Origin of the sequence: Polaromonas sp. (assembly GCF_012927455.1) — a bacterium.
Taxonomy (GTDB): domain Bacteria; phylum Pseudomonadota; class Gammaproteobacteria; order Burkholderiales; family Burkholderiaceae_C; genus Polaromonas.
Map to the genome: position 1 here is coordinate 19,753 of NZ_JABBPE010000006.1, position 23,004 is coordinate 42,756.

At 63.3% G+C, this 23,004-nt stretch carries 21 protein-coding genes; 10 read left to right on the plus strand and 11 right to left on the minus strand.

The window, feature by feature from the left end:
- Nucleotides 1-4 precede the first annotated feature (4 nt).
- From HHJ18_RS07770 to HHJ18_RS07785, 4 genes are all read right to left on the minus strand, one after another.
- Nucleotides 5-1,216 (minus strand): FAD-dependent oxidoreductase, encoded by a 1,212-nt coding sequence (locus HHJ18_RS07770; RefSeq protein ID WP_296913585.1) that lies wholly within the window; start codon nucleotides 1,214-1,216, stop codon nucleotides 5-7.
- A complete protein-coding gene (locus HHJ18_RS07775) occupies nucleotides 1,213-1,992 on the minus strand; it encodes a DUF3047 domain-containing protein (RefSeq protein ID WP_296913587.1) in 780 nt (259 codons plus the stop codon). The genes HHJ18_RS07770 and HHJ18_RS07775 overlap by 4 nt, the downstream gene beginning before the upstream one ends.
- Complete coding sequence (locus tag HHJ18_RS07780) at nucleotides 1,937-2,635, minus strand: DUF547 domain-containing protein (RefSeq protein ID WP_296913591.1); 699 nt, start codon at nucleotides 2,633-2,635, stop codon at nucleotides 1,937-1,939. The genes HHJ18_RS07775 and HHJ18_RS07780 overlap by 56 nt, the downstream gene beginning before the upstream one ends.
- 163 nt (nucleotides 2,636-2,798) lie before the next feature.
- Nucleotides 2,799-4,961, minus strand: a complete 2,163-nt coding sequence (locus HHJ18_RS07785) for an FAD-dependent oxidoreductase (protein ID WP_296913593.1) — start codon at nucleotides 4,959-4,961, stop codon at nucleotides 2,799-2,801.
- Between the two features lie 232 nt (nucleotides 4,962-5,193).
- Between HHJ18_RS07785 and mtnP the strand changes: the two genes are divergently transcribed.
- From mtnP to HHJ18_RS07805, 4 genes are read left to right on the plus strand one after another with little or no spacing between them, the layout of a single operon-like run.
- Nucleotides 5,194-6,072: an S-methyl-5'-thioadenosine phosphorylase gene (gene mtnP, locus HHJ18_RS07790; RefSeq protein WP_296913595.1), complete on the plus strand. Its 879-nt coding sequence runs from the start codon at nucleotides 5,194-5,196 to the stop codon at nucleotides 6,070-6,072.
- A 44-nt stretch (nucleotides 6,073-6,116) separates the two neighbouring features.
- Entirely contained in the window at nucleotides 6,117-7,079 is a 963-nt protein-coding gene (gene arsS / locus HHJ18_RS07795) for an arsenosugar biosynthesis radical SAM (seleno)protein ArsS (RefSeq protein WP_296913597.1), read from the plus strand.
- 7 nt (nucleotides 7,080-7,086) lie between these two features.
- Nucleotides 7,087-7,767, plus strand: a complete 681-nt coding sequence (locus HHJ18_RS07800) for a TIGR04283 family arsenosugar biosynthesis glycosyltransferase (protein WP_296913600.1) — start codon at nucleotides 7,087-7,089, stop codon at nucleotides 7,765-7,767.
- Nucleotides 7,764-8,504 (plus strand): TIGR04282 family arsenosugar biosynthesis glycosyltransferase, encoded by a 741-nt coding sequence (locus HHJ18_RS07805; protein ID WP_296913603.1) that lies wholly within the window; start codon nucleotides 7,764-7,766, stop codon nucleotides 8,502-8,504. The genes HHJ18_RS07800 and HHJ18_RS07805 overlap by 4 nt, the downstream gene beginning before the upstream one ends.
- Nucleotides 8,505-8,520: 16 nt before the next feature.
- On the opposite strand, the gene HHJ18_RS07810 is transcribed toward HHJ18_RS07805, so the two are convergent.
- A complete protein-coding gene (locus HHJ18_RS07810; RefSeq protein ID WP_296913605.1) occupies nucleotides 8,521-9,066 on the minus strand; it encodes a DinB family protein in 546 nt (181 codons plus the stop codon).
- A gap of 103 nt (nucleotides 9,067-9,169) precedes the next feature.
- Nucleotides 9,170-12,781: a hydantoinase B/oxoprolinase family protein gene (locus tag HHJ18_RS07815; protein ID WP_296913607.1), complete on the minus strand. Its 3,612-nt coding sequence runs from the start codon at nucleotides 12,779-12,781 to the stop codon at nucleotides 9,170-9,172.
- A 177-nt stretch (nucleotides 12,782-12,958) separates the two neighbouring features.
- On the opposite strand from HHJ18_RS07815, the gene crcB reads away from it, so the two are divergent.
- Nucleotides 12,959-13,345: a fluoride efflux transporter CrcB gene (gene crcB, locus HHJ18_RS07820; RefSeq protein ID WP_296913818.1), complete on the plus strand. Its 387-nt coding sequence runs from the start codon at nucleotides 12,959-12,961 to the stop codon at nucleotides 13,343-13,345.
- 125 nt (nucleotides 13,346-13,470) lie between these two features.
- Entirely contained in the window at nucleotides 13,471-14,652 is a 1,182-nt protein-coding gene (locus HHJ18_RS07825) for a helix-turn-helix domain-containing protein (protein ID WP_296913609.1), read from the plus strand.
- 15 nt (nucleotides 14,653-14,667) lie between these two features.
- Here HHJ18_RS07825 and HHJ18_RS07830 read toward each other — a convergent pair whose 3' ends face one another.
- The 4 genes from HHJ18_RS07830 to HHJ18_RS07845 all read right to left on the minus strand — a co-directional run bounded on the left by HHJ18_RS07830 (nucleotide 14,668) and on the right by HHJ18_RS07845 (nucleotide 17,488).
- Entirely contained in the window at nucleotides 14,668-15,126 is a 459-nt protein-coding gene (locus tag HHJ18_RS07830; RefSeq protein WP_296913611.1) for a copper chaperone PCu(A)C, read from the minus strand.
- 66 nt (nucleotides 15,127-15,192) lie between these two features.
- Nucleotides 15,193-16,014 (minus strand): extracellular solute-binding protein, encoded by an 822-nt coding sequence (locus HHJ18_RS07835; RefSeq protein ID WP_296913821.1) that lies wholly within the window; start codon nucleotides 16,012-16,014, stop codon nucleotides 15,193-15,195.
- An 11-nt stretch (nucleotides 16,015-16,025) separates the two neighbouring features.
- Nucleotides 16,026-16,715: a phosphate ABC transporter ATP-binding protein gene (locus HHJ18_RS07840; protein ID WP_296913613.1), complete on the minus strand. Its 690-nt coding sequence runs from the start codon at nucleotides 16,713-16,715 to the stop codon at nucleotides 16,026-16,028.
- Complete coding sequence (locus HHJ18_RS07845) at nucleotides 16,712-17,488, minus strand: ABC transporter permease (RefSeq protein ID WP_296913616.1); 777 nt, start codon at nucleotides 17,486-17,488, stop codon at nucleotides 16,712-16,714. Before HHJ18_RS07845 ends, HHJ18_RS07840 begins: the two co-directional genes overlap by 4 nt.
- A gap of 147 nt (nucleotides 17,489-17,635) precedes the next feature.
- On the opposite strand from HHJ18_RS07845, the gene HHJ18_RS07850 reads away from it, so the two are divergent.
- From HHJ18_RS07850 to HHJ18_RS07860, 3 genes are all read left to right on the plus strand, one after another.
- Nucleotides 17,636-18,739, plus strand: coding sequence for a substrate-binding domain-containing protein (locus HHJ18_RS07850; RefSeq protein ID WP_296913621.1), 1,104 nt, complete (start codon nucleotides 17,636-17,638; stop codon nucleotides 18,737-18,739).
- Between the two features lie 376 nt (nucleotides 18,740-19,115).
- Nucleotides 19,116-19,892, plus strand: coding sequence for a sugar phosphate nucleotidyltransferase (locus HHJ18_RS07855; protein WP_296913623.1), 777 nt, complete (start codon nucleotides 19,116-19,118; stop codon nucleotides 19,890-19,892).
- Between the two features lie 7 nt (nucleotides 19,893-19,899).
- Nucleotides 19,900-20,589: a PIG-L deacetylase family protein gene (locus HHJ18_RS07860; protein WP_296913626.1), complete on the plus strand. Its 690-nt coding sequence runs from the start codon at nucleotides 19,900-19,902 to the stop codon at nucleotides 20,587-20,589.
- Between the two features lie 74 nt (nucleotides 20,590-20,663).
- Here the strand turns inward: HHJ18_RS07860 and senA are convergent, their stop codons facing one another.
- On the minus strand, nucleotides 20,664-21,881 hold the full coding sequence (gene senA, locus HHJ18_RS07865; protein WP_296913628.1) for a selenoneine synthase SenA: 1,218 nt from the start codon (nucleotides 21,879-21,881) through the stop codon (nucleotides 20,664-20,666).
- Between the two features lie 70 nt (nucleotides 21,882-21,951).
- On the opposite strand from senA, the gene senB reads away from it, so the two are divergent.
- Nucleotides 21,952-22,938, plus strand: coding sequence for a selenoneine biosynthesis selenosugar synthase SenB (gene senB / locus HHJ18_RS07870; protein ID WP_296913825.1), 987 nt, complete (start codon nucleotides 21,952-21,954; stop codon nucleotides 22,936-22,938).
- Nucleotides 22,939-23,004: the final 66 nt, after the last annotated feature.

Consider the following 23,004-nt stretch of genomic DNA (forward strand, 5'->3'; position numbering starts at 1 on the left):
AGGCTCAAACCGCGTAGCTGGCGACAAAGCGGCGGTCTATGTAGTCTTTCAATTGCCAGACCCAGCGCCCTTCCACGCTGAGGCTACCCCACGCAGCAATCGCGTAACGCTCGCCGCACGACAGCAGGTTGAGCGTGCGCGTCGGCGGCACATAGGGCTCGAGCGGCTCGCCCTGCAGCGCGGCGCGCAGGTTGTCCAGCAAGGGCGGACCAGCGCGCACCGCGTGCACGCCGCTGCGCGGATGCGGTGCATCAGCGCGGCTGGCCACATCGCCGGCGGCAAAGACCTGCGGGTGGCTGGTGCTTTGCTGAAAGCGGTTCACCGCGACAAAGCCCGCCGCGTCTAGCGTCAGACCGCTGCCCGCCAGCCACGCCGGCGCCTGTGCGCCTAGCGCCAGCAGCGGGGCATCGCAGGCCAAGCGCGCGCCGCTTTCCAGCAAGATTTCGCCCGGCCCTATGCCCACGCAGACGTCTGGCAGCACACTGATGCGCAGGCGCTGCAGGGCATTCAGCACCCGGCGCTGCACGCCTGCCGGGTAATTCTGCGCCGCTGCCACGCCGCCGCTTAGCAGCGTCACCCGGCTGCCCGCCGGATAGGCCGGGCCGCGCAAGGCGTGAGCGGCGGCCATGGCCAACTCCAGCCCGGCCGCGCCAGCACCCACCACCGCCAGGTGAATCGGACGGCTGTGCGCCAGCGCCGCCACCTGAGGCCAGAGCTGGCCGAAGGCTTCGATCGGACGCACGAACAGCGCGTGCTCGCGCGCGCCGGGCAGGCTGGCCTCGATCTTCTCGCGGTCCATCACCGGACCGGTATTCAGGCTCAGCCAGTCATAGGCCAGGCTGTCGCCGTTGGCCAGCGTGACGCTTTGCGCCGCCGCATCGATTGCCACGCCCATGCTCTGGATGTAGCGCGCATCACAGCGCGCCAGCAGCCCCTCCAGCGGAATGGCGCATTGCTCCAGCGTGTAGTGGCCCGCCACAAAGCCCGGCAGCATGCCAGAGTACAGCTGCTGCGGGAAGGGGGCGATCACGGTGATGTTCAGGTTGGCCGGCCGACTTTTCGCCAGGCCGTGCAGAACGTGCAGATGGCTGTGGCCAGCGCCCAGCAGGACGAGGTGCTGGCTGCCAGCCGATAAATCAGGAGTTTCGAGTGTTTCAGGGGTCTCAGGAGACGCGGAGGTCGTAGGTGTCAAAGGTGTCGTGGGGGTCGAAGTCATGGGGAGAGTGTGACATCTCCCACGTAGCCCAAGCTCTGGCCGCCGGTGTTGTCGGCGTCTGCGCCTACAAGCAGCGCCTGCAGCGGCGGCAGCGTGGCGCTCTCTTCGCCAAAGGCACGCTGAAAATCCGCCGCCAGATCACGCGTGTGCGTGACCCACTGGCCCAGCTGTTGCTCGCCGCTGTCCACCACAATCATGCGCAGACGGTGGCTGAAGGCGTTGTGCAGCAGCGTGCCGGGTGCCAGCGTATGGTCCCAGACGTAACACAGCGTGGCCGAAGGCAGGTTTTCAGCGCTCAGCGACCGGGCCGCGCGCAACAAGTTGCGCTCCAGCAGCCCAAGCCGCTCCAGCGGCATGTCGAACAGCAGGCAGACCTTGAGCGCACTGTCGTCGCCCTCGCGGCGACGCAGGTCGGTGTCAAGCAGCGGCTGGTCGAGCCGCCAGCGCCAGCGCAGCTGCGTGCCGGGCGCGGGCACAAGATGGGGCAGTTCATGCACCAGATTGGCGTAGGAACGATCGGTCTGCACACGCAGCACGCGCTGGCCGTCGATGGGCGTGATGTCGAAACGTGTCAGCGGCTTGTTGGCCCTGGGCAGGGCGACGACGCGCCATGGCGCGGGTGCTTCGCCCACGCTGGCCGATGAGAACGGCGTGAGCGGCAGGGCCGGGCCCTGCAATACAGGATGGGGATGGGGATGGGGCTGCGGCTGGGCCAGCGCGCTAGCGAGCCAGATCGTTGAGAGACCAGTCGTAATCCAGATGCGTGACAGCCACATGTTTAGTCCTGATTTTTTCCCGGTCGGCCGTTGCATCGGCCAGCAGATCGGCGTATTTGGCAAACACGTCTTCCACCTGCTTGAAGCCCCGGCCGTCCGAGCCTGGCTTTTCGAAGTCTTCGCGGAACCACTTGAAGATGGCGCTGACCTGCAGCTGGCCGTCCGCATAGCGGTTGCGCGTGCGGTCAGCCATGAAACGCGCCATGCCGTCTTCGAGCTGCGCCTCCAGCCTGGCCGCAATGTAGGCCTCGGGCCGCAGCGCCGGGCAGCCGATGCTGGCGCAGACCATCGCGCTGTGCACGCGCGGGTCGGCGTAACGCGGGCGCAGCTGCTCATGCTCGATCCAGTCGAGGTGGTGCTGTTCGCCCAGCAGCGTGAAGAACTTTTTTTTCCAGGCGCTTTGCAGCAGCGACCCGAGGTCCTTGATCGATTTCAGGTTCGGGTATTTCGTGAGGATCAGCTCGATGGTGAAGCCGTTGTAGGCGTTGATCAAAAACGCCATCTGCACCTCGCGGCTCCAGCTGTTGAAAATGGTGGACGGCACGGCCGACCAGCTGTCCAACACCTTTTTGAGTTCGGCACGATCAGCCGCAAAGCCGCGGTAATTGACGCGCGACTGGCGCTGGTCAGGCAGCCATTGCACATGCTTTTTCAGTAGCGCGTCCCAGCCCGCGTAGCTGGCGTCGAAAGCCCCTGAATCTTGGCCGAAAACGGCTGTAACCCTTACTGATAGGGCGCAAGAAGCTATTAAAAGCATAGCATTGCGGCGCCGTGGCTGGCCCTGTGGGGCGTGACGCAGTTTCATTTCAGGCCCTTTTCCAGTCGTGGTAGCGGCGCGCCCAGGCCAACAGGCGCTCGGGCTGATGCGCGCGCTTCCATTCGCCAGCCGCGTACTTGTTGGCCTCGGCCAGCGTGGGGTAAGTATGGATGGTGCCCAGAATCTTGTTAAGCCCCAGACCATGCTTCATGGCCAGCACGTACTCGGCCAGCAACTCTGCGGCATGGCTGCCGACGATGGTGACGCCCAGAATCTTGTCTTTGCCGGGCACCGTCAGCACTTTGACGAAACCCCGCGCCTCGCTGTCGGCAATGGCGCGGTCCAGCTCGTCCATGCCGTACCTCGTGACCTCGCAGGCGATGCCCTGCTCCTTCGCTTCCTGCTCATTCAGGCCGACCCTGGCCACTTCGGGGTCTATAAAGGTGGCTTGGGGAATCACCGAGTAGTCGGCCTTGAACAGCCTGAAGTCGCCAAACAGCGCGTTGACCGCGGCGTACCAGGCCTGGTGCGCCGCCACATGGGTGAACTGGTAGGGCCCGGCCACGTCGCCGGCGGCGTAGATATTGGGGTAAACCGTCTGCAGATAATCGTTGGTAGGCACGGTGCGCTGCGTCGCGATGCCGAGCGCTTCCAGGCCGTAGCCTTCAAGGCGGGCCACGCGGCCAACGGCGCAGATCAGCTGGTCGAACTCGATGCGCTTTTCGCTGCCCTGATGCTCTGCCACCAGGGCTTTCACGTCACCCGTTTTTTCGCAGCGCAGCGCCTTGTGACCCGTCAGTACGCGCACTCCATCGGCCTGCAGCGCCGCGCTGGCCAGCGTTGCGACCTCCTCGTCCTCGCGCAGCAGCAGGCGCGGCGCCATTTCAAGCTGCGTGACCTGCGCGCCGAGCCGCGCAAAGGCTTGCGCCAGCTCGCAGCCTATCGGGCCGCCACCCAGCACCAGCAGGCGCCGCGGCACCGCATCAAGCTGCGCGAAGGCGTCCCACAGTGTGTCGCTGGTGACGTAACCCACTTCTTCCAGCCCGGGCAGCGGCGGCACAAAAGGGCGCGCTCCGGCAGCGATCACGATGCTGCGCGTAGTAAGCGTCTGCGTGCCGCCATCATTGAGCGCGATCTCCACCGTCCACGGGTTGACGATGCGCGCATGGCCTTGCAGCACCTCGACGCCCAGGCTGGCGTAGCGCTCCACGCTGTCGTGCGGCGCTATGGTGCGGATGATTTCCTGAATCCGCAGCATCACGGCCCGCAAGCTGAAGCTGGCCGTCGTGTCGGTCAATCCGTAATTGGCGCCATGCTTCATCTGGTGGGCCAGTCTGGCGCTGCGTATCAGCGCCTTGGAAGGCACGCAGCCGTAATTCAGGCAGTCGCCGCCCAGTTTGTGGGCTTCCACCAGCGTCACCTTGGCCTTGACTGCGGCCGCGATGTAGGCTGAAACCAGGCCCCCGGCGCCGGCACCGATGACGACCAGGTTGCGCTCAAAGCTGGCCGGGCGCTGTGCGCGCCAGGGCGCATAGACCTTGCGGCGCTTGAAGAAATCCAGCACCTTGTTGACCAACAGCGGCAGCAGGCCCAGCAGCACGAAGGAGCCGATCAGCCCCGGCGAGAGGATGGACTTGAGGGAATCTATCCTGGCGATCTGCGTGCCGGCGTTCACATAGGCCACGGTGCCGGCCAGCATGCCAAGCTGGCTGACCCAGAAGAACGTGAGGGTTTTCATGCGCGTCAGGCCCATCAGCAGATTCAGCGCAAAAAACGGAATCACCGGGATCAGGCGCAGCGTGAACAGGTAAAACGCGCCCTCCTTCGCTATGCCCTTGTTGACCTCGTCCAGGCGCCGGCCAAAGCGCTGTTGCATCGAGTCCCGCAGCAGGTAGCGCGCCGCCAGCATGGCCAGCGTGGCGCCCAGCGTAGAGGCCAGCGACACCACCAGCGTGCCCCAGAGCAGCCCGAAGATGGCGCCGCCCGCCAGCGTCATGATGGCGGCGCCCGGCAGCGACAGCGCGGTGACCGCCACGTAAACGGAAAAATAAACCAGCGTGACGAAAACCGGCTGCTGCGCGTACAGCGCCGCGAAGCTGATCTGGCTGTCCTTGATGAAGGCCAGGCTGAAATAGCGGCCCAGGTCCAGCGCAAAAAAGGCGCCTGCGCCTGCCAGCAAGAGCGCGGCGATGATGAGTTTGCGTGAGTTCACGAATGCCCTTATTTGTTTTTCTGTCAGTCAGTCGGACCGCCATTGTGATTCTTGCAAAATTAATCACTTCGGCTTGTAAGACGCAGCCAACACTGTCGACTAAAAGGCTAACAGCAAAGCGCGCGCGGGTTCTCGTGGAAATGGCACAAAATCGACGGAAGATGCCACTTGACCGGCTTTCGGGCCATTCGCCCCTATTCGCCCCTTCATTTTGACCAAGGAAACAACAGGCATGACGCAGGCACTTGTGGGTGTGATGGGAGGCAGCGGCCTTTACCAGATGGATGCGCTGCAGGACGCGCGCGAGCAGCAGATCAGCACGCCCTTCGGCGCACCGTCGGATGTGCTTGTGACCGGGCGCGTGCACGGTGTGGCCGTGGCCTTTTTGGCGCGGCATGCGCGCGGCCACCGCCTGCTGCCGTCCGAGGTGCCCTACCGTGCCAACATTTACGCCATGAAGCAGCTGGGCGTGCGTTACCTGCTGTCGGTGTCGGCGGTGGGCTCGCTGCGCGAAGACTTCAAGCCGTTGGACATGGTGCTGCCCGACCAATTCATTGACCTGACCAAAGGCCGCGACAGCACTTTTTTTGGGCGCGGCGCCGTCGCCCATGTGTCGATGGCGCAGCCGGTGTGCGCGGCGGCGGCCGAAGTGCTGGGGCGCGCGGTACGCAATGTGCTGGCTGCAGAAACTTCAGATCACGGCGTGACGCTGCACCAGGGCGGCACTTATGTGTGCATAGATGGCCCGCAGTTTTCCAGCATCGCCGAATCCAACTGGTACCGCGCCATGGGCGCCGGCGTGATTGGCATGACCAACATGCCCGAAGCCAAACTGGCACGCGAGGCGCAAATGGCTTACACCACGCTGGCGATGGTGACCGACTACGACTGCTGGCACCCGCGCGAGGCGCATGTGACGGCCAACCTGGCACTGGCCAACCTGTTCAAAAACGCCGACCGCGCACAGCAGGTGGTGGCCGAGGCGATCCGCCTGCTGGGTAGCGAGCAGCCGGCAAGCGAGGCGCACAGCGCGCTGAAAAATGCGCTGGTGACCCAGCCTGAAGCCATGGCACCCGAGGTGCACGCGCGTCTGGCCGCTCTTCTTTACTGAATTTTTGAACTGAACTTTCGCGACGCATAACGACCTATCCACACATGCACGACACCCTTGCCCTGCTGAAAAAAATCAGCTTTCCAGAACTTCATCGCATGCGCCTGCAGACCTTGCAAGTCAACCTGGGCTACAAATGCAACCAGAGCTGTCTGCACTGCCACGTCAACGCCGGCCCGAACCGCACCGAGATGATGGACGAGGCCACGCTGGCGCTAATTCCGCAGGTGCTGGCCGCGCGCGACATCGCCACGCTGGACCTGACGGGCGGCGCGCCCGAGCTGCATGAGGGCTTTCGCGCCCTGGTGCGTGCGGCGCGGGCGCAGGGCGTGCGCGTGATCGACCGCTGTAACCTGACCATTTTGTTTGAGCCCGGACAAGACGGTCTGGCGCAGTTTTTGGCGGCGCAGCAGGTCGATGTCGTCGCGTCCATGCCCTGCTACTCGGCAGTCAACGTCGACAGGCAGCGCGGCGAGGGCGTGTTTGACAAGAGCATCGCCGCACTGCAGCAGCTCAATGCCCTCGGCTACGGCCAGGCCGGTTCTGGCCTGGTGCTGGACCTGGTCTACAACCCGCAGGGCGCCTCGTTGCCGCCGAACCAGCAAACGCTACAGGCCGATTACAAGCGCGAGTTGCTGGCGCACTTTGGCATCGTCTTCAACGAGCTGTTTGCACTGACCAACATGCCGATCCAGCGCTTCGGCTCCACGCTGGTTTCCAAGGGCCAGTTTGACGACTACATGCAGTTGCTGCAGGGCAGCTTTCATCCCAACAATCTGGCCGGCGTGATGTGCCGCAACATGGTCAGCGTCGACTGGCAGGGCTGGCTGTCCGACTGCGACTTCAACCAGCAGCTCGGCCTGCCGTTGGGCCGCTCGGGCGTTCGCCGGCATCTGCGCGATCTGCTGAAAATCGACCTTGAGGGTCAGGCCATCCGCGTGGCCGGCCACTGCTATGGCTGTACGGCCGGGCAAGGCAGCAGCTGCGGCGGGGCGCTGGAACATTGAACGCACCATGACGCCCGCTCGCCTGTCCATCATCATGCCGGTGCTGAACGAGGCGGCCGGCATCGCTGCTGCCTTGCAGGCGCTGGCGCCGCTGCTGGCGCGCGGTGCACAAGTCGTCGTGGCCAATGGCGGCAGCAGCGATGACACGCTGGCGCGCGCGCAGGCCTGCGCTGTGCCGGTCGTCAGCTCAGCGCGCGGGCGCGCCGTTCAAATGAACGCGGGCGCGCAGCAGGCCAGCGGCGCTGTGCTGCTGTTCCTGCACGCCGACACACTGCTGCCGCCCGATGCTGACCAGCTGATCCGGCAAGCACTCGCTGGGCCGCAGGTCTGGGGCCGTTTTGATGTGCGCATTGCCGGTCAGCCCAAGCTGCTGCGCGTGATCGCCGCCTTCATGAATCTGCGCTCGCGCAGCACTGGCATTGCCACCGGCGACCAGGCGATGTTCATGACGCGCGCGGCGTTTGACGCGGTGGGCGGCTTCCCGGCGCAAGCGCTGATGGAAGACATCGAAATGTCAAAGCGATTGCTGCGGCTGTCGCGCCCGGTCTGCCTGCACGCGCGGGTAGTCACCTCAGGCCGGCGCTGGGAAAGCCGCGGCGTGTGGCGCACCCTGCTGCTGATGTGGCGGCTGCGCTTTGCCTATTGGCGCGGCGCCGCACCGGATCAACTGGCGGAGTTGTACCGGTGAAGCTCAAAGACCAGCCCCGGCTCGTGATCTTCGCCAAAGCGCCGCAAGCCGGCCTGGCCAAGACCCGGCTGATCCCGGCGCTGGGCGCTGAGGGCGCCGCCGCGCTGGCGCGTCGCATGCTCGAGCACACCCTTCAACAAGCCTTGGCCGCCAGCGCCGGACCGGTCGAGCTGTGCATGAGCCCGGCGCCCGATGATCCAGCCTGGCAAGGCATGGCGCTGCCCGACGCGGTAGCGCGCAGCGCGCAGGGCGAAGGCGACCTGGGTCAGCGCATGGCCAGAGCCGTGCAGCGCGTCACCACAGAGCAGCGCCAGCCGCTGCTGCTGCTAGGCGCCGACTGCCCGGGATTGACCGCCGCGCACCTCAGCGAAGCGGCCGCACAGCTGGCGCAGCATGACGCGGTGCTGTTGCCCGTGGCCGACGGCGGCTATGTGCTGATCGGGCTGAAGGCGCCCTGCCCCGAACTTTTCACGCAGATGCCGTGGAGCACCTCCGCCGTGGCCGCCGAGACGCTGCGCCGCATGGCGGCTCTTGGCCTGCGCGTGTGGCAGGGGCCACAGCTGCACGACATCGACGAGGCCGCCGACCTGGCCCAACTGCCGGCCGGCTTCACAGCCGAAAAGCAGTTCCATTCCCCGCCAGGACGGGTTGGCGCAGCGCAAGCCGGAATACCAATAAAACAGGCCTCTAGCCCAATAAGTACGCGAGCAAGCAGCTATCAATTACATAGCAGATGACAGCGCGTCAAGCGCTTCACAGCAGCGCAATCAAATCGGTTACGCCAATATCCACGCCCGCCTGCGTCAGCAGCGTGGTCACTTGGGCGCGGTGGTGCGTCTGGTGGTTGAAAAAATGCGAGATCGCCTGCCACAACGGGTGCGCTCGCTGGACCCCCTTGCTGTTGCCATAACGCATGGTGAACTGCAGGTGGCCGTCCGGCATCTCGGCCACCCAGGCCTCTATGGCGGCATCTAACTGCTCGCGCTTGACGCGCAGCGCCGGCCAGTCGTCGAACAACACGGTGTCGAGCCGGCTGCCCGCCGGTAGATCCAGTACCGACGCGCTCAGGCTGGCTAACGTCGCGCCGTTGTCCAATCCGCACTGTACAAAGCGCCGCAGCCAGATCTGGTCGGCGACGACCAGGTGATTGAGCGTGCGGTGAATCGAGCCGAAAAATGCGCCGCGCTCGCGCTTGCGTTCCTCATCGCTCAGGGCCTCGCAGGCGTCGTACAGGCGCTGGTTGATCCAGCGGTTGTAACGGGCCAGCAAGCGGAAGTTGTCGAGAAACGCCAAAGCCATGCATTACTCCTGAATTGATAGCTTCTAACGCCCGCCCTATATGGGCTATAGGCCATTTTTATTCCTAAAACACGGCAAAAGCAGCGGCCACCACGCTGCGGCCTCAGATTTTTCCGAAACCACCGCCACCCGGCGTGTGAATCTCGAAAATGTCGCCCGGCCGCATCTCGGTCTGCCCGATGTGGTCCAGCGCTTCAACCTCGCCGCCAACCCGCACCACCACATTGCGGCCGACCTGACCGGGCTCGCCACCGGCCATGCCGAAAGCGCCGTGCTTGCGGCCGTTGGACAGGATGCTGGCCGTCATGACTTCCAGAAACCTGACGCGGCGCACGCCGCCGTTGCCGCCCGTCCAGCGTCCGGCGCCGCCGGAGTTGGGACGAATCTCGTAACTCTCCAGCCGCACCGGAAATCTGAACTCCAGCACCTCGGGATCGGTCAGGCGCGAATTGGTCATGTGGGTCTGCACGACGCTGGTGCCATTGAAACCCTCGCCGGCACCGGAACCACCCGAAATGGTTTCGTAATACTGATGCCGCGCATTGCCGAAGGTGAAGTTGTTCATGGTGCACTGGCTGGCCGCCATCACGCCGAGCGCGCCATACAGCGCGTTGGTGATGCAGGTCGAGGTTTCCACATTGCCCGCCACCACGGAGGCTGGCGGATTCGGATTAAGCATGGAACCCGCCGGAATGATGACCCTGAGCGGTTTCAGGCAACCGGCGTTGAGCGGAATGTCATCGTCCACCAGCGTGCGAAAGACGTACAGAACCGCCGCCATGCAGACCGCCGTCGGCGCATTGAAATTGTTGCTCTGCTGCTTTGATGTGCCAGTGAAGTCGATCTCGGCGCTGCGGTTTTGCGTGTCGACGCGAATCGCTACCTGGATCTGCGCGCCGTTGTCGAGTGGCAGCGTGAACTGGCCATCTTTCAGCCGCGTGATGACGCGGCGCACCGACTCCTCGGCGTTGTCCTGAACATGGCGCATATAGGCCAGCACTACGTCCAGGCTGAACTGCTCCACCATCTTGCGCAGTTCCTGCACGCCTTTTTCATTGGCGGCAATTTGGGCCTTCAAATCGGCCATGTTCTGCTGCGGATTGCGGCTCGGGCAATTGCCGCCTTCAAGCAAGGCCGTCATCTCGGTTTCGCGCAGTGCACCCCGGTCAACCAGCAAGAAGTTGTTGATCTGCACGCCCTCTTCTTCAATCCGCGTGGAAAACGGCGGCATCGAGCCCGGCGTGATGCCGCCGATGTCGGCATGGTGACCGCGCGAGCCGACGTAAAACGTGGGTTGCGTTGCAGTTCCCAGATAGACCGGCGTGATCACGGTGATGTCGGGCAAATGCGTGCCGCCGTGGTAGGGGTCGTTCAGCACATAGACATCGCCCGGCCGCATTTTTCCGGCATTCTCGCGAATCACCGTTTTAATGCTTTCACCCATGGAACCCAGATGCACCGGCATGTGCGGCGCGTTGGCAATCAGGTTGCCTTCGGTGTCAAACAGCGCACAGCTGAAGTCCAGCCGTTCCTTGATGTTCACCGAATAGGCGGTGTTTTGCAGCTGCAGTCCCATCTGCTCGGCAATGTTCATGAAAAGGTTGTTGAACACTTCAAGCAGCACCGGGTCCACCGTGGTGCCTGCTGCAAATTTGATAGCACGCGGCACCCGCCGGTTTAGCACCAGATGGTCCAGCGCTGTCAAGTTTGCCTCCCAGCCGGGCTCCACCACCGTAGTCGCATTCTTCTCGGCAATGATGGCCGGGCCGACAATGATGTCGCCGGGCCGCAGGTCTTCGCGTACCACCAGTGCCGCATCAATCCACTGGCCGCCAGAGTACATGCGAACGGTATCGCGGCGCACATCGGCCATGTCGCGCGCATCGTGCAGTGCGTGGCGCGGCTCAGCCGGCGCATCGCCCGCCACCACGGCCTCGACCGACACGGCTTCGACGACCAGGCCCTTGCCCTGCATGAGGAATGAAAAGCGCTGCCGGTAGGCGGCTTCAAAGCCGGCTTCGATCTGGTCCAGCGTGCCAAAAGTAACGATCAAAGCCGCGTCACTGCCTTCGTAGCGCACATGCACGCGTTGATGCGTGGTGATGGCGCCGCTGCTGAGCTGCTGGCGCTGCAGTTCGGCTTCTGCCGTGGCGGCCAGGGCCTTGAGCGTGTCGGCTATTGCAGGCAATGCAGCGCTTGAGAGCGTGCGCTCCACCGCCTGCTCGCGAATCACGTTCTGGTCGGCCAGGCCCATGCCGTAGGCGCTCAAAACCCCCGCCAGCGGATGCACAAAGACCCGCGTCATACCCAGCGCATCGGCCACCAGACAGGCGTGCTGGCCGCCCGCGCCACCAAAGCACTGCAGCGTGTAACGCGTCACGTCGTAGCCGCGCGCGACCGAAATTTTCTTGATGGCATTGGCCATCTGCTGCACCGCGATGTGGATGAAGCCTTCGGCCACTTGTTCTGTGCTGCGGCCGGTCTGCAACGCCAGCTCGTCGAATTTTGACCGCGCCGCTTCAAAGCTCAAAGCCTCGTCGGCATCCGGTCCAAACACGCTGGGAAAGTAACGCGGCTGCACCTTGCCGACCATCAGGTTCGCGTCGGTCACCGCCAGCGGGCCGCCGCGCCGGTAGCTCGCCGGGCCGGGGTTGGCGCCGGCGCTTTCGGGGCCGACCCGAAAACGCTCGCCATCAAACTTCAGAATTGATCCGCCGCCCGCCGCCACGGTATGAATGCTCATCATGGGCGCGCGCATGCGCACGCCGGCCACCTGGGTTTCAAACTCGCGCTCGAATTCACCGGCGTAATGCGACACATCGGTGGAGGTGCCGCCCATGTCAAAGCCGATCACCTTTTCGATGCCGGCAATAGCTGCTGTGCGCGCCATGCCGACAATGCCGCCGGCCGGTCCGCTCAAAATCGCGTCCTTGCCCTGGAAAGCATGCGCATCGGTCAAGCCGCCCGAGGACTGCATGAAAAACAGTTTCACGCCCGGCATCTCGCCGGCCACCTGCTCGACATAGCGGCGCAGGATGGGTGACAGATAGGCATCGACCACGGTGGTGTCGCCCCGGCTGACGAACTTCATCATCGGGCTGGTCTCGTGCGATGTGCTGATTTGTGTGAAGCCGGCAACAGCTGCGATGCGGCTGGCGGATTTTTCGTGATCGGTGAAACGGTAGCCGTGCATGAAAACAATCGCAACGCTTCGCAAGCCTTTCAGGTAGTGCGCAAGCAGCTCTTTTTTTAATAGCACCTCATCCAGCAGCCGCAGCACTTCGCCTTGCGCGCCTACGCGTTCGTCGGCTTCCACCACGGCGCTGTAGAGCAGCTCGGGCAGCACGATGTGGCGATCAAACAGGCGCGGGCGATTTTGGTAGGCGATGCGCAGCGCATCGCGAAAGCCGCGCGTGGTGACCAGCAGCGTGGGCTCGCCCTTGCGCTCGAGCAGCGCATTGGTCGCCACAGTGGTGCCCATCTTCACGCAATCGACCACATCGGCGCGAATCGGCTCACCGGCTTTCAGGCCCAGCAGGTGGCGGATACCGGCGACCGCCGCATCTTTGTAGTGCTCGGGGTTTTCCGACAACAGCTTGTGCGTGACCAGCGTTCCGTCAGGACGCTTGCCCACCACGTCGGTGAACGTCCCGCCGCGGTCAACCCAGAACTGCCAGCGCCCACTGCCTGTGGTTGATGTGTTTTCTTGCGTCATTTCTTTGAACCTGTTTCCTGAAGAATAGAGGAAATGTTAAAGCGGTTGCTGACGGCGCAAGGAAATCGTTGCCAGCGCGCGTGTCCCCTGCCCTGCTTGCTGCTGATGTGCGGCATGGTGCTGCTGCCGTGGTTCTTTCCGGGCATCGGCACCCTCGCTGTCGGGCAAAATGAAGCCATGCTGCCTGTTCTAGCAATCTGTATCGGCGCCTCCGTGGGCGCACTGTCCCGCTGGGGTCTGGCTCTGTGGCTGACGCCCGGCGGCGTGATCCCCTGGGGAACACTGGCCGCCAACCTGATTGGCGGCTACCTGGTTGGTGTGTGCCTCGCCATTTTTCAGTCCATGCCCCAGCTGGATCCAGTCTGGCGCCTGCTGCTGATCACCGGATTTCTAGGCGGCCTCACGACCTTCTCCACATTCTCGGCGGAGGTCGTGATTTACCTGATGGAAGAACGCTACGGCCTAGCCATCGTCACGGCCCTGCTGCATGTGCTGGGTTCCCTGATCATGACGGTGGTGGGGGTCAAATCTGCTATGTTTTTTATAGCTGCTCGTGCCCACTAGTATTGGGCGAGCGAGACTTTTTATTGCCAATCTTCGGCTGCAGTGATGCGGCAGCATCTTGCCCGAGCAAAGCTGTCAACCAACACGGCTTGCGCACAAACCAAGGAAAATAGCCACAATGCCCCATGGCCTCCCTCGCCCCGCTTGACCCCGCCTCCGCTTACCCCGCCGTGATTGCGGGCGGGCGGGATCGTCTGGCGCAGATTGGGCACGCGCGCCAGGCCATTTTGTATGGCGTCGGGCAGGTCGCCGGCACAGCGCCTGTGCTTGAAAGCTGGATCGAACGCTCCTGGCAGCGCTGCCTGGCCCGCGGCAAAAAACCTGAGCAAGAGCTCATATTCGAGATGTTGGCGCCGCAAACGCCGCGCCGCACCGAAGAGGCCAACCACGGGCTGGTGCAAGCCGCTCGCCCGGTGCTTGAAAAGCTCGGGCAGGCCATTGCCAACACGCGCTACTTTGCCATCCTGACCAACGCGCACGGTGTGGTCGTCGATGTCAACGGCCAGATCGACCGGCGCGACCGGCGTGTCGACCTCATCACGCGCATTGGCGTGGATTTGTCCGAACAAAGCGTGGGGACCACCGCCATAGGCGCCGCGCTGACCGAGTTGCGGTCAGTCTGGCTGCACCGTGGCGAACATTTTTTCAATGCCAACACGGCCTATAGTTGTGCCGGCGCGCCGCTGTTCGGGCCGGACGGCGAGTGCGCGGGCATGCTGGACCTGACCGGCGTGGACGCGGTGGAGCGGCCCGAACTCAAACACCTCGTCGAACAGTCGGCGCGCAGTATTGAAAACGCGCTGATGCTGAACCAGCCGCACAGGCTGCTGCTCCGGCTGAACTGGTCAAGCCGCTGCCTGGGTGAAGACACGGATGGACTGATCTGCCTGGATGCGGACGGTTGGGTCACCGGTGCCAACCCGGTGGCGCGGCTGATGGTGGCAGCGCTCACCGGCACAAGCGGCAAGACCAGCAAGAGCCCGGCTGCTATTCATTGCAGCGAGCTGCTGGCCATCCCGTTTGAAATGCTTTTTGACGCGGGCCGGCGGGACGCACTGGGTTATCAGCAAGCCCTCGAAGTCCCGCTATGGTCGGGCCTGCGACTGCACGCATTGCCGCTGCTTGAAGGAAGCCTGCAGAGGATGGGCGGTGCGACGCCACCTGCGCCGCCGCTGCCCCTGAAAGACGTCGAGACCGCCTTGATACGCAAGGCTGTCACGGAGGCACGCGGCAACGTGATGCAAGCCGCGCGCGCGCTGGGTATCAGCCGCGCCACTGTTTACCGCAGGCTGGGCCGGCAGAAATAGCGCCAGGTTCTAGGTTCAGTGCTTGTGCATGGCGGCGTCAACGGACGGCGCAACGGCGTTCACCGGCACCACCAGCTCAATTTTGCTTTCCTTGCCTTTGGCGTCCTTGAAGCGCAGCGTCATCGGCACGCTGCTGCCCTTGGGCAGGGGCTGCTTCAGGTCCATCATCATGACGTGGTTGCCACCGGCCTTCAGCTCCACCGTTTTGCCTGCTGGCAAATCGAGGATGGGCAGCGCGCGCATTCGCATGATGTCGCCCTCCATTTTCATTTCGTGCAACTCAGCCACGCCCGCCGCCGGTGACGAAACACCGACCAAGCGCGTGCCCTCGCGCGCGGTGATCTTCATGAAGGCTCCGGTGCCCATTTGCCCCGGCACGGTGGCGCGCACCCAGGCGTCTTTGACTTCGACGGTTTGGGCATAAAGCGCGCTGCAGCTGAGCAGCAAGGTGGCGGTCAATAGGTTAAGTTTCATGGTGCTCTATTCGATAGGGTTAAAAATACGCGTCACTGCGGCTGTCGGGGCACGCGGCAAAAATTCCTATTTTGTGGCATTGGGGAAAAACAGCTGCTCGCCGTTGATCTTGTAGCCCGCAATCACGGCCTGCCCGGCGGGTGAGGTTACCCAGTCTACAAATCGCTGGCCCTCGGCAGTTTTGACTTGCGGGTGTTTGGCGGCGTTTACCAGCATCACGCCGTACTGGTTAAAGAGCTTGCTGTCGCCCTCAACCAGCACGGCCAGGTCGGCGCGGTTCTTGAAGTTGAGCCAGGTGCCGCGGTCGGCCAGCACATAGGCGCCGATGCTGGCGGCCATGTTCAGGGCCGGGCCCATGCCGCAGCCGCAGGCTTTGTAGTTGGCAAACTGGGGGGTTTCCACACCCGCCGCTTTCCAGTAGCGCAGCTCGGCCGCGTGCGTGCCGCTCTTGTCGCCGCGCGAGACAAAACTGGCATTACCCGCATTGAGTTTCGTCAGTGCCTCGGCAATGTCCTTGCCTTTGGTTTTGGCCGGGTCGGCGGCGGGGCCAATCAGCACAAAGTCGTTGTACATGACCGGAAAGCGCTTGACGGCAAAGCCTTCGGCCACGACTTTTTCCTCGGCCACCTGGTCGTGCACAAACAGCACGTCGGCGTCGCCGCGCCGGCCCATGTCAATGGCCTGGCCGGTGCCAACCGCCACCACCTTGACCTCTATGCCCGTGGCTTTCTTGAACTCGGGCAGCAGATACGGGAAAAGCCCGGACTGCTCGGTCGAAGTGGTCGAAGCCATCACGATCGATGGCGTTTGCGCTATCGAAACAGTAGCTACTAGCGCAAGTGGAATAATGGCTGCAGCCCTAAAACACTTCAAAGTACGCGAGATCATGTGTAAACCGGTCATCCAAGTTCCCCTTTTAAGAAAGTTTCCGCTGCCGCGGGTAAAGGCCCGTTAAAAAAAGCTTCGGTGGGCAGATCAGCCACCAGGTGGCCCTGCTCCAGATAAATCACGCGGCTGGCCAGGCGCTTGACCTGACCGAGGTTGTGGCTGCTGAAGATCAGCGTCATGCCGCTCTGGGCGAACTCGGCCATCAGGCGCTCGACCTCGCGCTTGGCCGCCGGGTCCAGGCTGGACGTTGGTTCATCGAGCAGCAGGACCTGTGGCTTGAGCGCCCAGGCCCGCGCCAGCGCCACGCGCTGCTGTTGCCCGCTAGAGAGCGCCCTGGCATTGCGCCGTGCCAAATCGGCCAGCCCGACCCGTTCCAGCGCCAGCAGCGCCTGCGCCTTCGCCAGATGCCAGCGCGCCCCGTTCAGCCACAGACCCAGCGCGACGTTGTTGAGCACGCTGGCGCGCAGCATGTAAGGGCGCTGAAACAGCATGGCCTGGCGTGCGTTGGCATCGTACTGAAGGCTGCCCGCCACCGGTTGAAGCAGCCCGTGCAGCGTGCGCAGCAAGGTGCTTTTGCCGCTGCCGTTGGCACCCACCAGCGCCAGCCGTTCACCGGCATTGACCTTGAGCGTGCAAGCGCTGAGCGCCTGCACGCGGCCAAAACGCACCGCCACGGACTGCAGCTTGAAAAGCATCGTCATGGCTGCGTCCCCCGCGTTGCGGCGCCGGCTGGCAGGCCAGCGACCAGCGCGGGCCGCAGTTCCGGCAGAGGATCGTCGAGCCGTTCACGCCAGCGCCGCACCAGCGCAATCACCGTATTGAGCAGCAGCACCACGGCCAGCAGCACGATGCCCAGGGCGAGGGCCAACGGCAGGTCACCCTTGCTGGTTTCCAGCGCAATCGAGGTCGTCATGACGCGCGTGAAGCCGTCAATATTGCCGCCCACAATCATCACGGCGCCGACTTCTGAAATGGCGCGGCCAAAGGCGGCGATCAGCACCGTCAGCAAGGCATAGCGCTCATCCCACAAAAGGATCAGGCCGCGCATGAAGCGACGCGCGCCCAGCGACTGGAACTGCTCGCCGTGGCTGCGCTCGGCGTCTTCAATGGTCTGGCGCACCAGCGCCATGACCACCGGCAGCACCAGCACGCTTTGGGCCAGCACCATGGCCTTGAAGGAAAACAGCCAGCCCAGAAAGCCCAGCGGCCCGCTGCGCGACAGCAGCAGGTAGACCACCAGCCCGACCACCACCGAAGGCAGGGCCAGCGCGGTATTGAGCAGCGCCAGCACCACGCCGCGCCCCCTGAAGCGCACGACACCCAGCCAGCTGCCCAGCAGCAGGCCAGCGCTGCAGGCGATCACGCAGGCCAGCGCGCTGACGGCCAGCGAGCGGGCGACGATGGCTGCCAGCATGGGGTCAAACGAGGTGATGAGCGAAAAGGCCGTGACGGCGCTGCTTGAGAAAGTGTTCATGCAAAGGATGGGGTGAGCCTGCATCGTAGGGTACAAGGCCCGGCGCCCGCATCGGTAATCTCCGTTATGAAGTACTTTGCATAGCCCTGACTGATGGCGGCGCCGCGAGCCCGGACATTCATAATCAGTGCACCCTGCACGCCCCCCATGCACAAAATCGAACTTTCTTACCTCTTGACGCCGCAGCGCGGCAAAGACGCGTTGATACGCAATCCGCTGATGGACCTGCTGCATGCGGTGCAGGAACAAGGTTCCATCTCCAAAGCCACCAAGGCACTGAACTTGTCTTACCGGCATGTCTGGGGCGCACTCAAAAAGTGGGAGCAGACGCTGGGCCGGGAACTCATCGTCTGGGACAAGGGCCAGCGCGCGCTGCTGACCGAGTTTGCCGAAAAACTGTTGTGGGCCGAGCGCCAGGCGCAGGCCCGGCTCGCGCCGCAGATCGAAGCCCTGCGCGGTGATATTGAACGCGCCTTTTCAACGGCTTTTGACGAGAACGCCCACTTGCTCACGCTGTACGCCAGCCACGATGCCGCGCTGTCGGCGCTACGCGATCAGGCCAGCCCGCACGGCCTGCAACTGGACATCCGCTTCATGGGCAGCGTCGATGCGATTGCGGCGCTGAACGCCGGGCGCTGCCGAATCGCCGGGTTTCATACGCGGGATCAGCCCGGCAGCCAGTCAGTCAGCGCCCACACCTACCGGCGCCTTCTCAAGCCCGGCCTGCACAAATTGATCGGCTTTGCGCACCGGCAGCAGGGCCTGATCGTCGCCAAAGGCAATCCGCTGCGTCTGGCCAGCCTGGCAGATTTGCAGCGGCCGGGACTTCGCTACGTCAACCGCGCCCAGGGCACCGGCACGCGGGTGCTGTTCGACGAGTTGCTGGCCGAAGCCGGCCTGCGGGCGGCGGACATTCAAGGCTACGCCAGTCAGGAGCCCTCGCACGCGGCGGTAGCCCAGGCCGTAGCCAGCAACGCGGCCGATGCCGGCCTGGGCATTGAGGCGGCGGCGCGCGAGAAAGGCCTGGGTTTCGTGCCGCTGGCGCAGGAGCGCTACCACCTGGTCTGCCTGAAGTCGAACCTCTTGACGCCGCCGGTGCAGGCTTTGCTGAGAGAGCTGCAAAGCCGCGAGTGGCAGATCACGCTGGACAGTCTGCCGGGTTATACCGGCGCACTGGCGCAAAGTGGCCAGGTGCTGTCGCTGCGCGCAGCCTTGCCTTGGTGGCGCTACCGTCAAGCCAAGGCACCATGATTTGAAAAAGACCACAACGCTATCATATTAATAGCTACCAGCGCTCGTATTTATTGGGCTATGGGCCAATTTGGCACACAAACCAGGATACGAAGGCTGCCGGCAACTGCCGCCAAGCTGCAAAGCCGCATCGAAGTCTCAGCGCGCCTCAAGCCTGTCCGATTTAGCAAACGTCCCTTCTCCTTTGTTTCCAGTGTCCAAGCGCAACAGCCTTGACAACCTAAAAGCGGTACCATGTTTGCCACAAAACAACTGGTTTCTGCTACTGCCTGGCTACAGGGGCAGTCAGAAATAAAAAATTAAATAACGATGAAATGTCGATCAGCTTGGGATGGCTATCGTCGTTCACCGGTTACGTCAAAAGGGAGCCCATTTTATGAAAGTTGTCCTGTTCTGCGGCGGACTCGGAACGCGCCTTCGTGAGCATTCCGATACCATTCCCAAACCTTTGGTCAGCATTGGATCAAGGCCCATCATCTGGCATTTGATGCGCTATTACGCGCATTATGGTCACAAGGATTTCGTACTTTGCCTGGGCTACCGGGGCGACCTCGTCCGCGATTATTTTCTAAGCTACAAGGAAACGATGTCCAACGACTTCACGATGTCGGAGGGCGGAAAGAGGATTGAACTTCACTCCACCGACATCAGCGACTGGCGCATCACCTTCGTGGATACAGGCCTGCATTCGAACATCGGCGAGCGACTCCTCAAGGTACGCAAGTATGTGCAAGACGAGCCAGCCTTTCTGGCCAACTACGCTGACGGGTTGTCCGACGTGCCGATAGATCGGATGGTTGCCGACTTTGAGGCCAAACAGGTCGCGGCAACCTTTGCCGGTGTGAACGGCTGGAACAGTTTTCATAGCGTGGATGCGAATTCCGATGGCATCGCCACGAGCATGAGTGCCCTATCGAGCAAGGAACTGCTGATCAACGGCGGCTACTTCGTGCTGCGCCAGGACATCTTTGACTATATTGAGCCCGGCGACGAACTCGTCGAGCAGCCATTTCAGCGCCTGATCGCCAAACAATTGCTTGGCGTGTACCGGCATGCCGGATTTTGGCGCGCCATGGACACCTTCAAGGACAAAATCACCTTTGACCGACTCGAAGCCCGGGGCGACTGCCCCTGGATGGTCTGGAAGCGCTGAGGTCGGCGTGCAATCTCTAAACCTGGCCAAGGCACACAAAGGCCGCCTCGATGTGCTGTGCATCGGGGCGCATTGCGACGACATCGAGATCGGTTGCGGGGGCACGGTGCTGGCTCTGCAACGCCGCTACCCCGACTGCCGGGTGCACTGGCTGATTCTGACCTCGGTGCCGACGCGCCGCAGCGAAGCCTTGGTGGCCGCGCGGGCCTTCGTGAAGCCGGCCTGCCGGGGCGAAACGCTGGTCTGCGACTTCCCCGACGGCATGTTGCCGGGACATCTGGTGCAGGTTAAGGAGCGCTTCGAAGCGGTCAAGGCCCGGGTCGAGCCGGACCTGATCCTGACCCACCACGGCCTGGACCGCCACCAGGACCACAGCCTGGTGAGCCAGGTCACCTGGCAGACTTTTCGTGAGCACATGATTTGGGAGTATGAGATTCCCAAGTACGACGGTGACCTGGTCTCGCCCAACCTGTACGTACCGGTGTCGGCCGCAGACGCGGCGCGAAAGGTCCGCGTGATCGTGAAGGCTTTCGCTTCGCAGCGTGGCAAGTCGTGGTTCACGGCAGACAACCTGCTGGCCATGATGCGGCTGCGCGGACTTGAATGCCGCTCGCCAAGTGGTTTGGCAGAAGGCTTTCACTGCCGCAAGCTGGTGTTCGATTCGCTCGGTGCAGCCCCTGGCGGAGACGCCGCATGACGCCTTCCATAACTCAATTTACCTATTAAATAGTGCTCTAGCCCATTACCCATGGGCGTAAGCAGCTATTATTTTCATAGCGAACACGATCTGAAGCCGCAAAAAATGTCGTCGCGCTCAGGCAGGTAGAAATTGCGGTATTTCGGATGTTTAAGGCGGGCGCGGGTGGCAAAGGAGGCGCCTCGCAGCACCTTGTGCGTGCCAAACCAGGGCTGCGAATAGGCCAGGTACGGGTCGGCTGCAAAACCTGGGTAGGGCCGAAAAGTCGTGCCCATCCACTCCCAGACATCACCCCAGCGAAAGCCCCGGTGCGCCGCCAGATGCGCGGCCGCTTCCCACTCGACTTCGGCCGGCAAGCGACGCCCGGCCCAGCGGCACCAGGCGTCGGCTTCCCACCAGGTCATGTGCAGCGCTGGCTGGTTGCCCGCCATGCGCCTGGGCTGGCCAAAGCGGGTCTGCATGACGGCGCCGCTGGCGATGCCGATCTGGTCGACGTAGCGCGGACCTCTGCGGCCCTCGCTGGCTGCGGCGGCCTGCAGCCACTGCCAGCCTTCTGGCTGCCAGAATTCTTCGCGATCGTAGCCGCCATCGCCGACAAACTCGACATACTGCGCCCACGTCACGGGCTGGGCGTCAATTTCAAACTCGGGAATGCCAATAGCATGCACTGTCCTTTCGTTGTCAAAAGCGAAAACGCTACCGGCGCTGCCCATTTGCCAGACCGTGGCAGGCATCAAGAGGGGCTCGCGCAGCGCCATCGGCGCCGGTGTAAACGCGGCCTGCAGGGGCGGGTCGAGCGGCAAGCCGAGGGTCTGGGCGGTGTAGCTGAAGGCTTCGCCATGCATGTCTTCGTGAAACAGGCAAAGGCGGTAAAAGTACAGGGCGTCGTCACTGTCGCCAGTTTTTTCAAGCAGTTCCAGCGTGCTTTCCAGCGTGTCAAGCAGATAGGCCCGGCAACTGCCGACGTCGGGCAGGTCCAGCGTCCAGCGCGTGGCGTGCGGCACATGGTCGGAGTCCCACCAGCGGTCGGCGTCGGGCTCAATCGAGGCGAGCCTGGCGCGCCCGGGCTGGCAGCGTGGGCCGAGCGCGCGCTGCAGGTTGCGGCCGATCCAGTGCTCCTGAAACCAGCCAATATGGCCGAGCTCCCACAGCGGGGGATTGAGCGTCGCTAGCTGCGGCACGGCGAAATTCACCGCCTCCAGCGCCTTCTGGTACTGGCCAAACAGCTGCAGCGTATGATTGCGCGCGTCGATCAGCGCGAGCGACAGCAACTCCCGGCCGGCACTGCGCATGCGGGGAGAATCAATCAGCTCCGGGCTGGCCATTGACGGCGAACCGGGCAAGCCGGACGATAAATCAGGTATGGAATCTGAAGCCAAAACAATTGTCCTGGTAAGCCCGGCGCTGGCAGAGGCCAACAACGGCAACTGGCAAACCGCGCAGCGCTGGGCAAAATTTTTGTCTGGTTATTGTGACATTGTGCTGCTCAAAAAATGGCCTGCACCGGCCGCTGAGGCAGCACGCCATGGCGCGCCACAGGCCCTGCTGGCGCTGCACGCGCGCCGCTCGGCCGCATCGATCCAGGCCTGGGCCGAAACCTGGCCCGACAAACCTCTCATCGTGGTGTTGACCGGCACCGATCTGTACCGCGATATTCAGCGCGATGCTGAGGCGCAGCGATCGCTGGCGCTGGCGACCCAGCTGGTGGTGTTGCAAGACGCCGGGCTGGCGGAAGTGCCCGAGGCTTGGCGCAGCAAGGCGCGGGTGATCTACCAGTCGGCAGCGGCCTTGAAACCCGCACGCAAATCCAGCCGCCGCTTTGTCGCGATCATGGTGGGCCATCTGCGCGAAGAAAAAGACCCGCAGACCTTTATGCGGGCGGCGGCCCATGACCTTGCCAGGGGCCTTCATTTTGAACAGGTGGGCGAGGCGCTGGCGCCGCATTTCGCGCAGGCCGCGCGCGCCACCGAGCAGTGCACGCCGCGCTACCGCTGGCTGGGCGGCATGCCGCGCGCGGCCACACGCCAGCGCATCAAACACGCGCATGTGCTGGTCAACTGCTCGCAGATGGAAGGTGGCGCCCACGTCATTCTGGAGGCGGTGCAGGCCGGCACGCCGGTGCTGGCCTCGCGCATCAGCGGCAACATCGGCATGCTGGGGGCCGACTATGCGGGCTACTTTGCGCTGGGCGACGTTGCGCAGCTGGCGGCGCTGCTGCGGCGCTGCGCCGCCGAAGCGGATTTTCTGGCGCTGCTGCAAAGGCAGTGCCAGGCGCGCGCGTATCTGTTTGAGCCCCGGGAAGAACAACGCCTTGTCATAAACTTGTTCAAAACTGCCTTAGAACCTTAACTGCGCTTGCATCAATCCGTCATTCCCGCCTTCGCGGGAATGACGACGCTAACGATTTGTAGAACT

Bases quoted from the DNA above. Each gene is read 5' to 3' on its own strand.
- HHJ18_RS07770 (WP_296913585.1), bottom strand. From the start codon at position 1,216: ATGACTTCGACCCCCACGACACCTTTGACACCTACGACCTCCGCGTCT.
- HHJ18_RS07775 (WP_296913587.1), bottom strand. From the start codon at position 1,992: ATGTGGCTGTCACGCATCTGGATTACGACTGGTCTCTCAACGATCTGG.
- mtnP (WP_296913595.1), top strand. From the start codon at position 5,194: ATGACGCAGGCACTTGTGGGTGTGATGGGAGGCAGCGGCCTTTACCAG.
- arsS (WP_296913597.1), top strand. From the start codon at position 6,117: ATGCACGACACCCTTGCCCTGCTGAAAAAAATCAGCTTTCCAGAACTT.
- HHJ18_RS07800 (WP_296913600.1), top strand. From the start codon at position 7,087: ATGACGCCCGCTCGCCTGTCCATCATCATGCCGGTGCTGAACGAGGCG.
- HHJ18_RS07810 (WP_296913605.1), bottom strand. From the start codon at position 9,066: ATGGCTTTGGCGTTTCTCGACAACTTCCGCTTGCTGGCCCGTTACAAC.
- HHJ18_RS07815 (WP_296913607.1), bottom strand. From the start codon at position 12,781: ATGACGCAAGAAAACACATCAACCACAGGCAGTGGGCGCTGGCAGTTC.
- crcB (WP_296913818.1), top strand. From the start codon at position 12,959: ATGCTGCCTGTTCTAGCAATCTGTATCGGCGCCTCCGTGGGCGCACTG.
- HHJ18_RS07825 (WP_296913609.1), top strand. From the start codon at position 13,471: ATGGCCTCCCTCGCCCCGCTTGACCCCGCCTCCGCTTACCCCGCCGTG.
- HHJ18_RS07830 (WP_296913611.1), bottom strand. From the start codon at position 15,126: ATGAAACTTAACCTATTGACCGCCACCTTGCTGCTCAGCTGCAGCGCG.
- HHJ18_RS07835 (WP_296913821.1), bottom strand. From the start codon at position 16,014: ATGATCTCGCGTACTTTGAAGTGTTTTAGGGCTGCAGCCATTATTCCA.
- HHJ18_RS07840 (WP_296913613.1), bottom strand. From the start codon at position 16,715: ATGACGATGCTTTTCAAGCTGCAGTCCGTGGCGGTGCGTTTTGGCCGC.
- HHJ18_RS07845 (WP_296913616.1), bottom strand. From the start codon at position 17,488: ATGAACACTTTCTCAAGCAGCGCCGTCACGGCCTTTTCGCTCATCACC.
- HHJ18_RS07850 (WP_296913621.1), top strand. From the start codon at position 17,636: ATGCACAAAATCGAACTTTCTTACCTCTTGACGCCGCAGCGCGGCAAA.
- HHJ18_RS07855 (WP_296913623.1), top strand. From the start codon at position 19,116: ATGAAAGTTGTCCTGTTCTGCGGCGGACTCGGAACGCGCCTTCGTGAG.
- senA (WP_296913628.1), bottom strand. From the start codon at position 21,881: ATGCGCAGTGCCGGCCGGGAGTTGCTGTCGCTCGCGCTGATCGACGCG.
- senB (WP_296913825.1), top strand. From the start codon at position 21,952: ATGGAATCTGAAGCCAAAACAATTGTCCTGGTAAGCCCGGCGCTGGCA.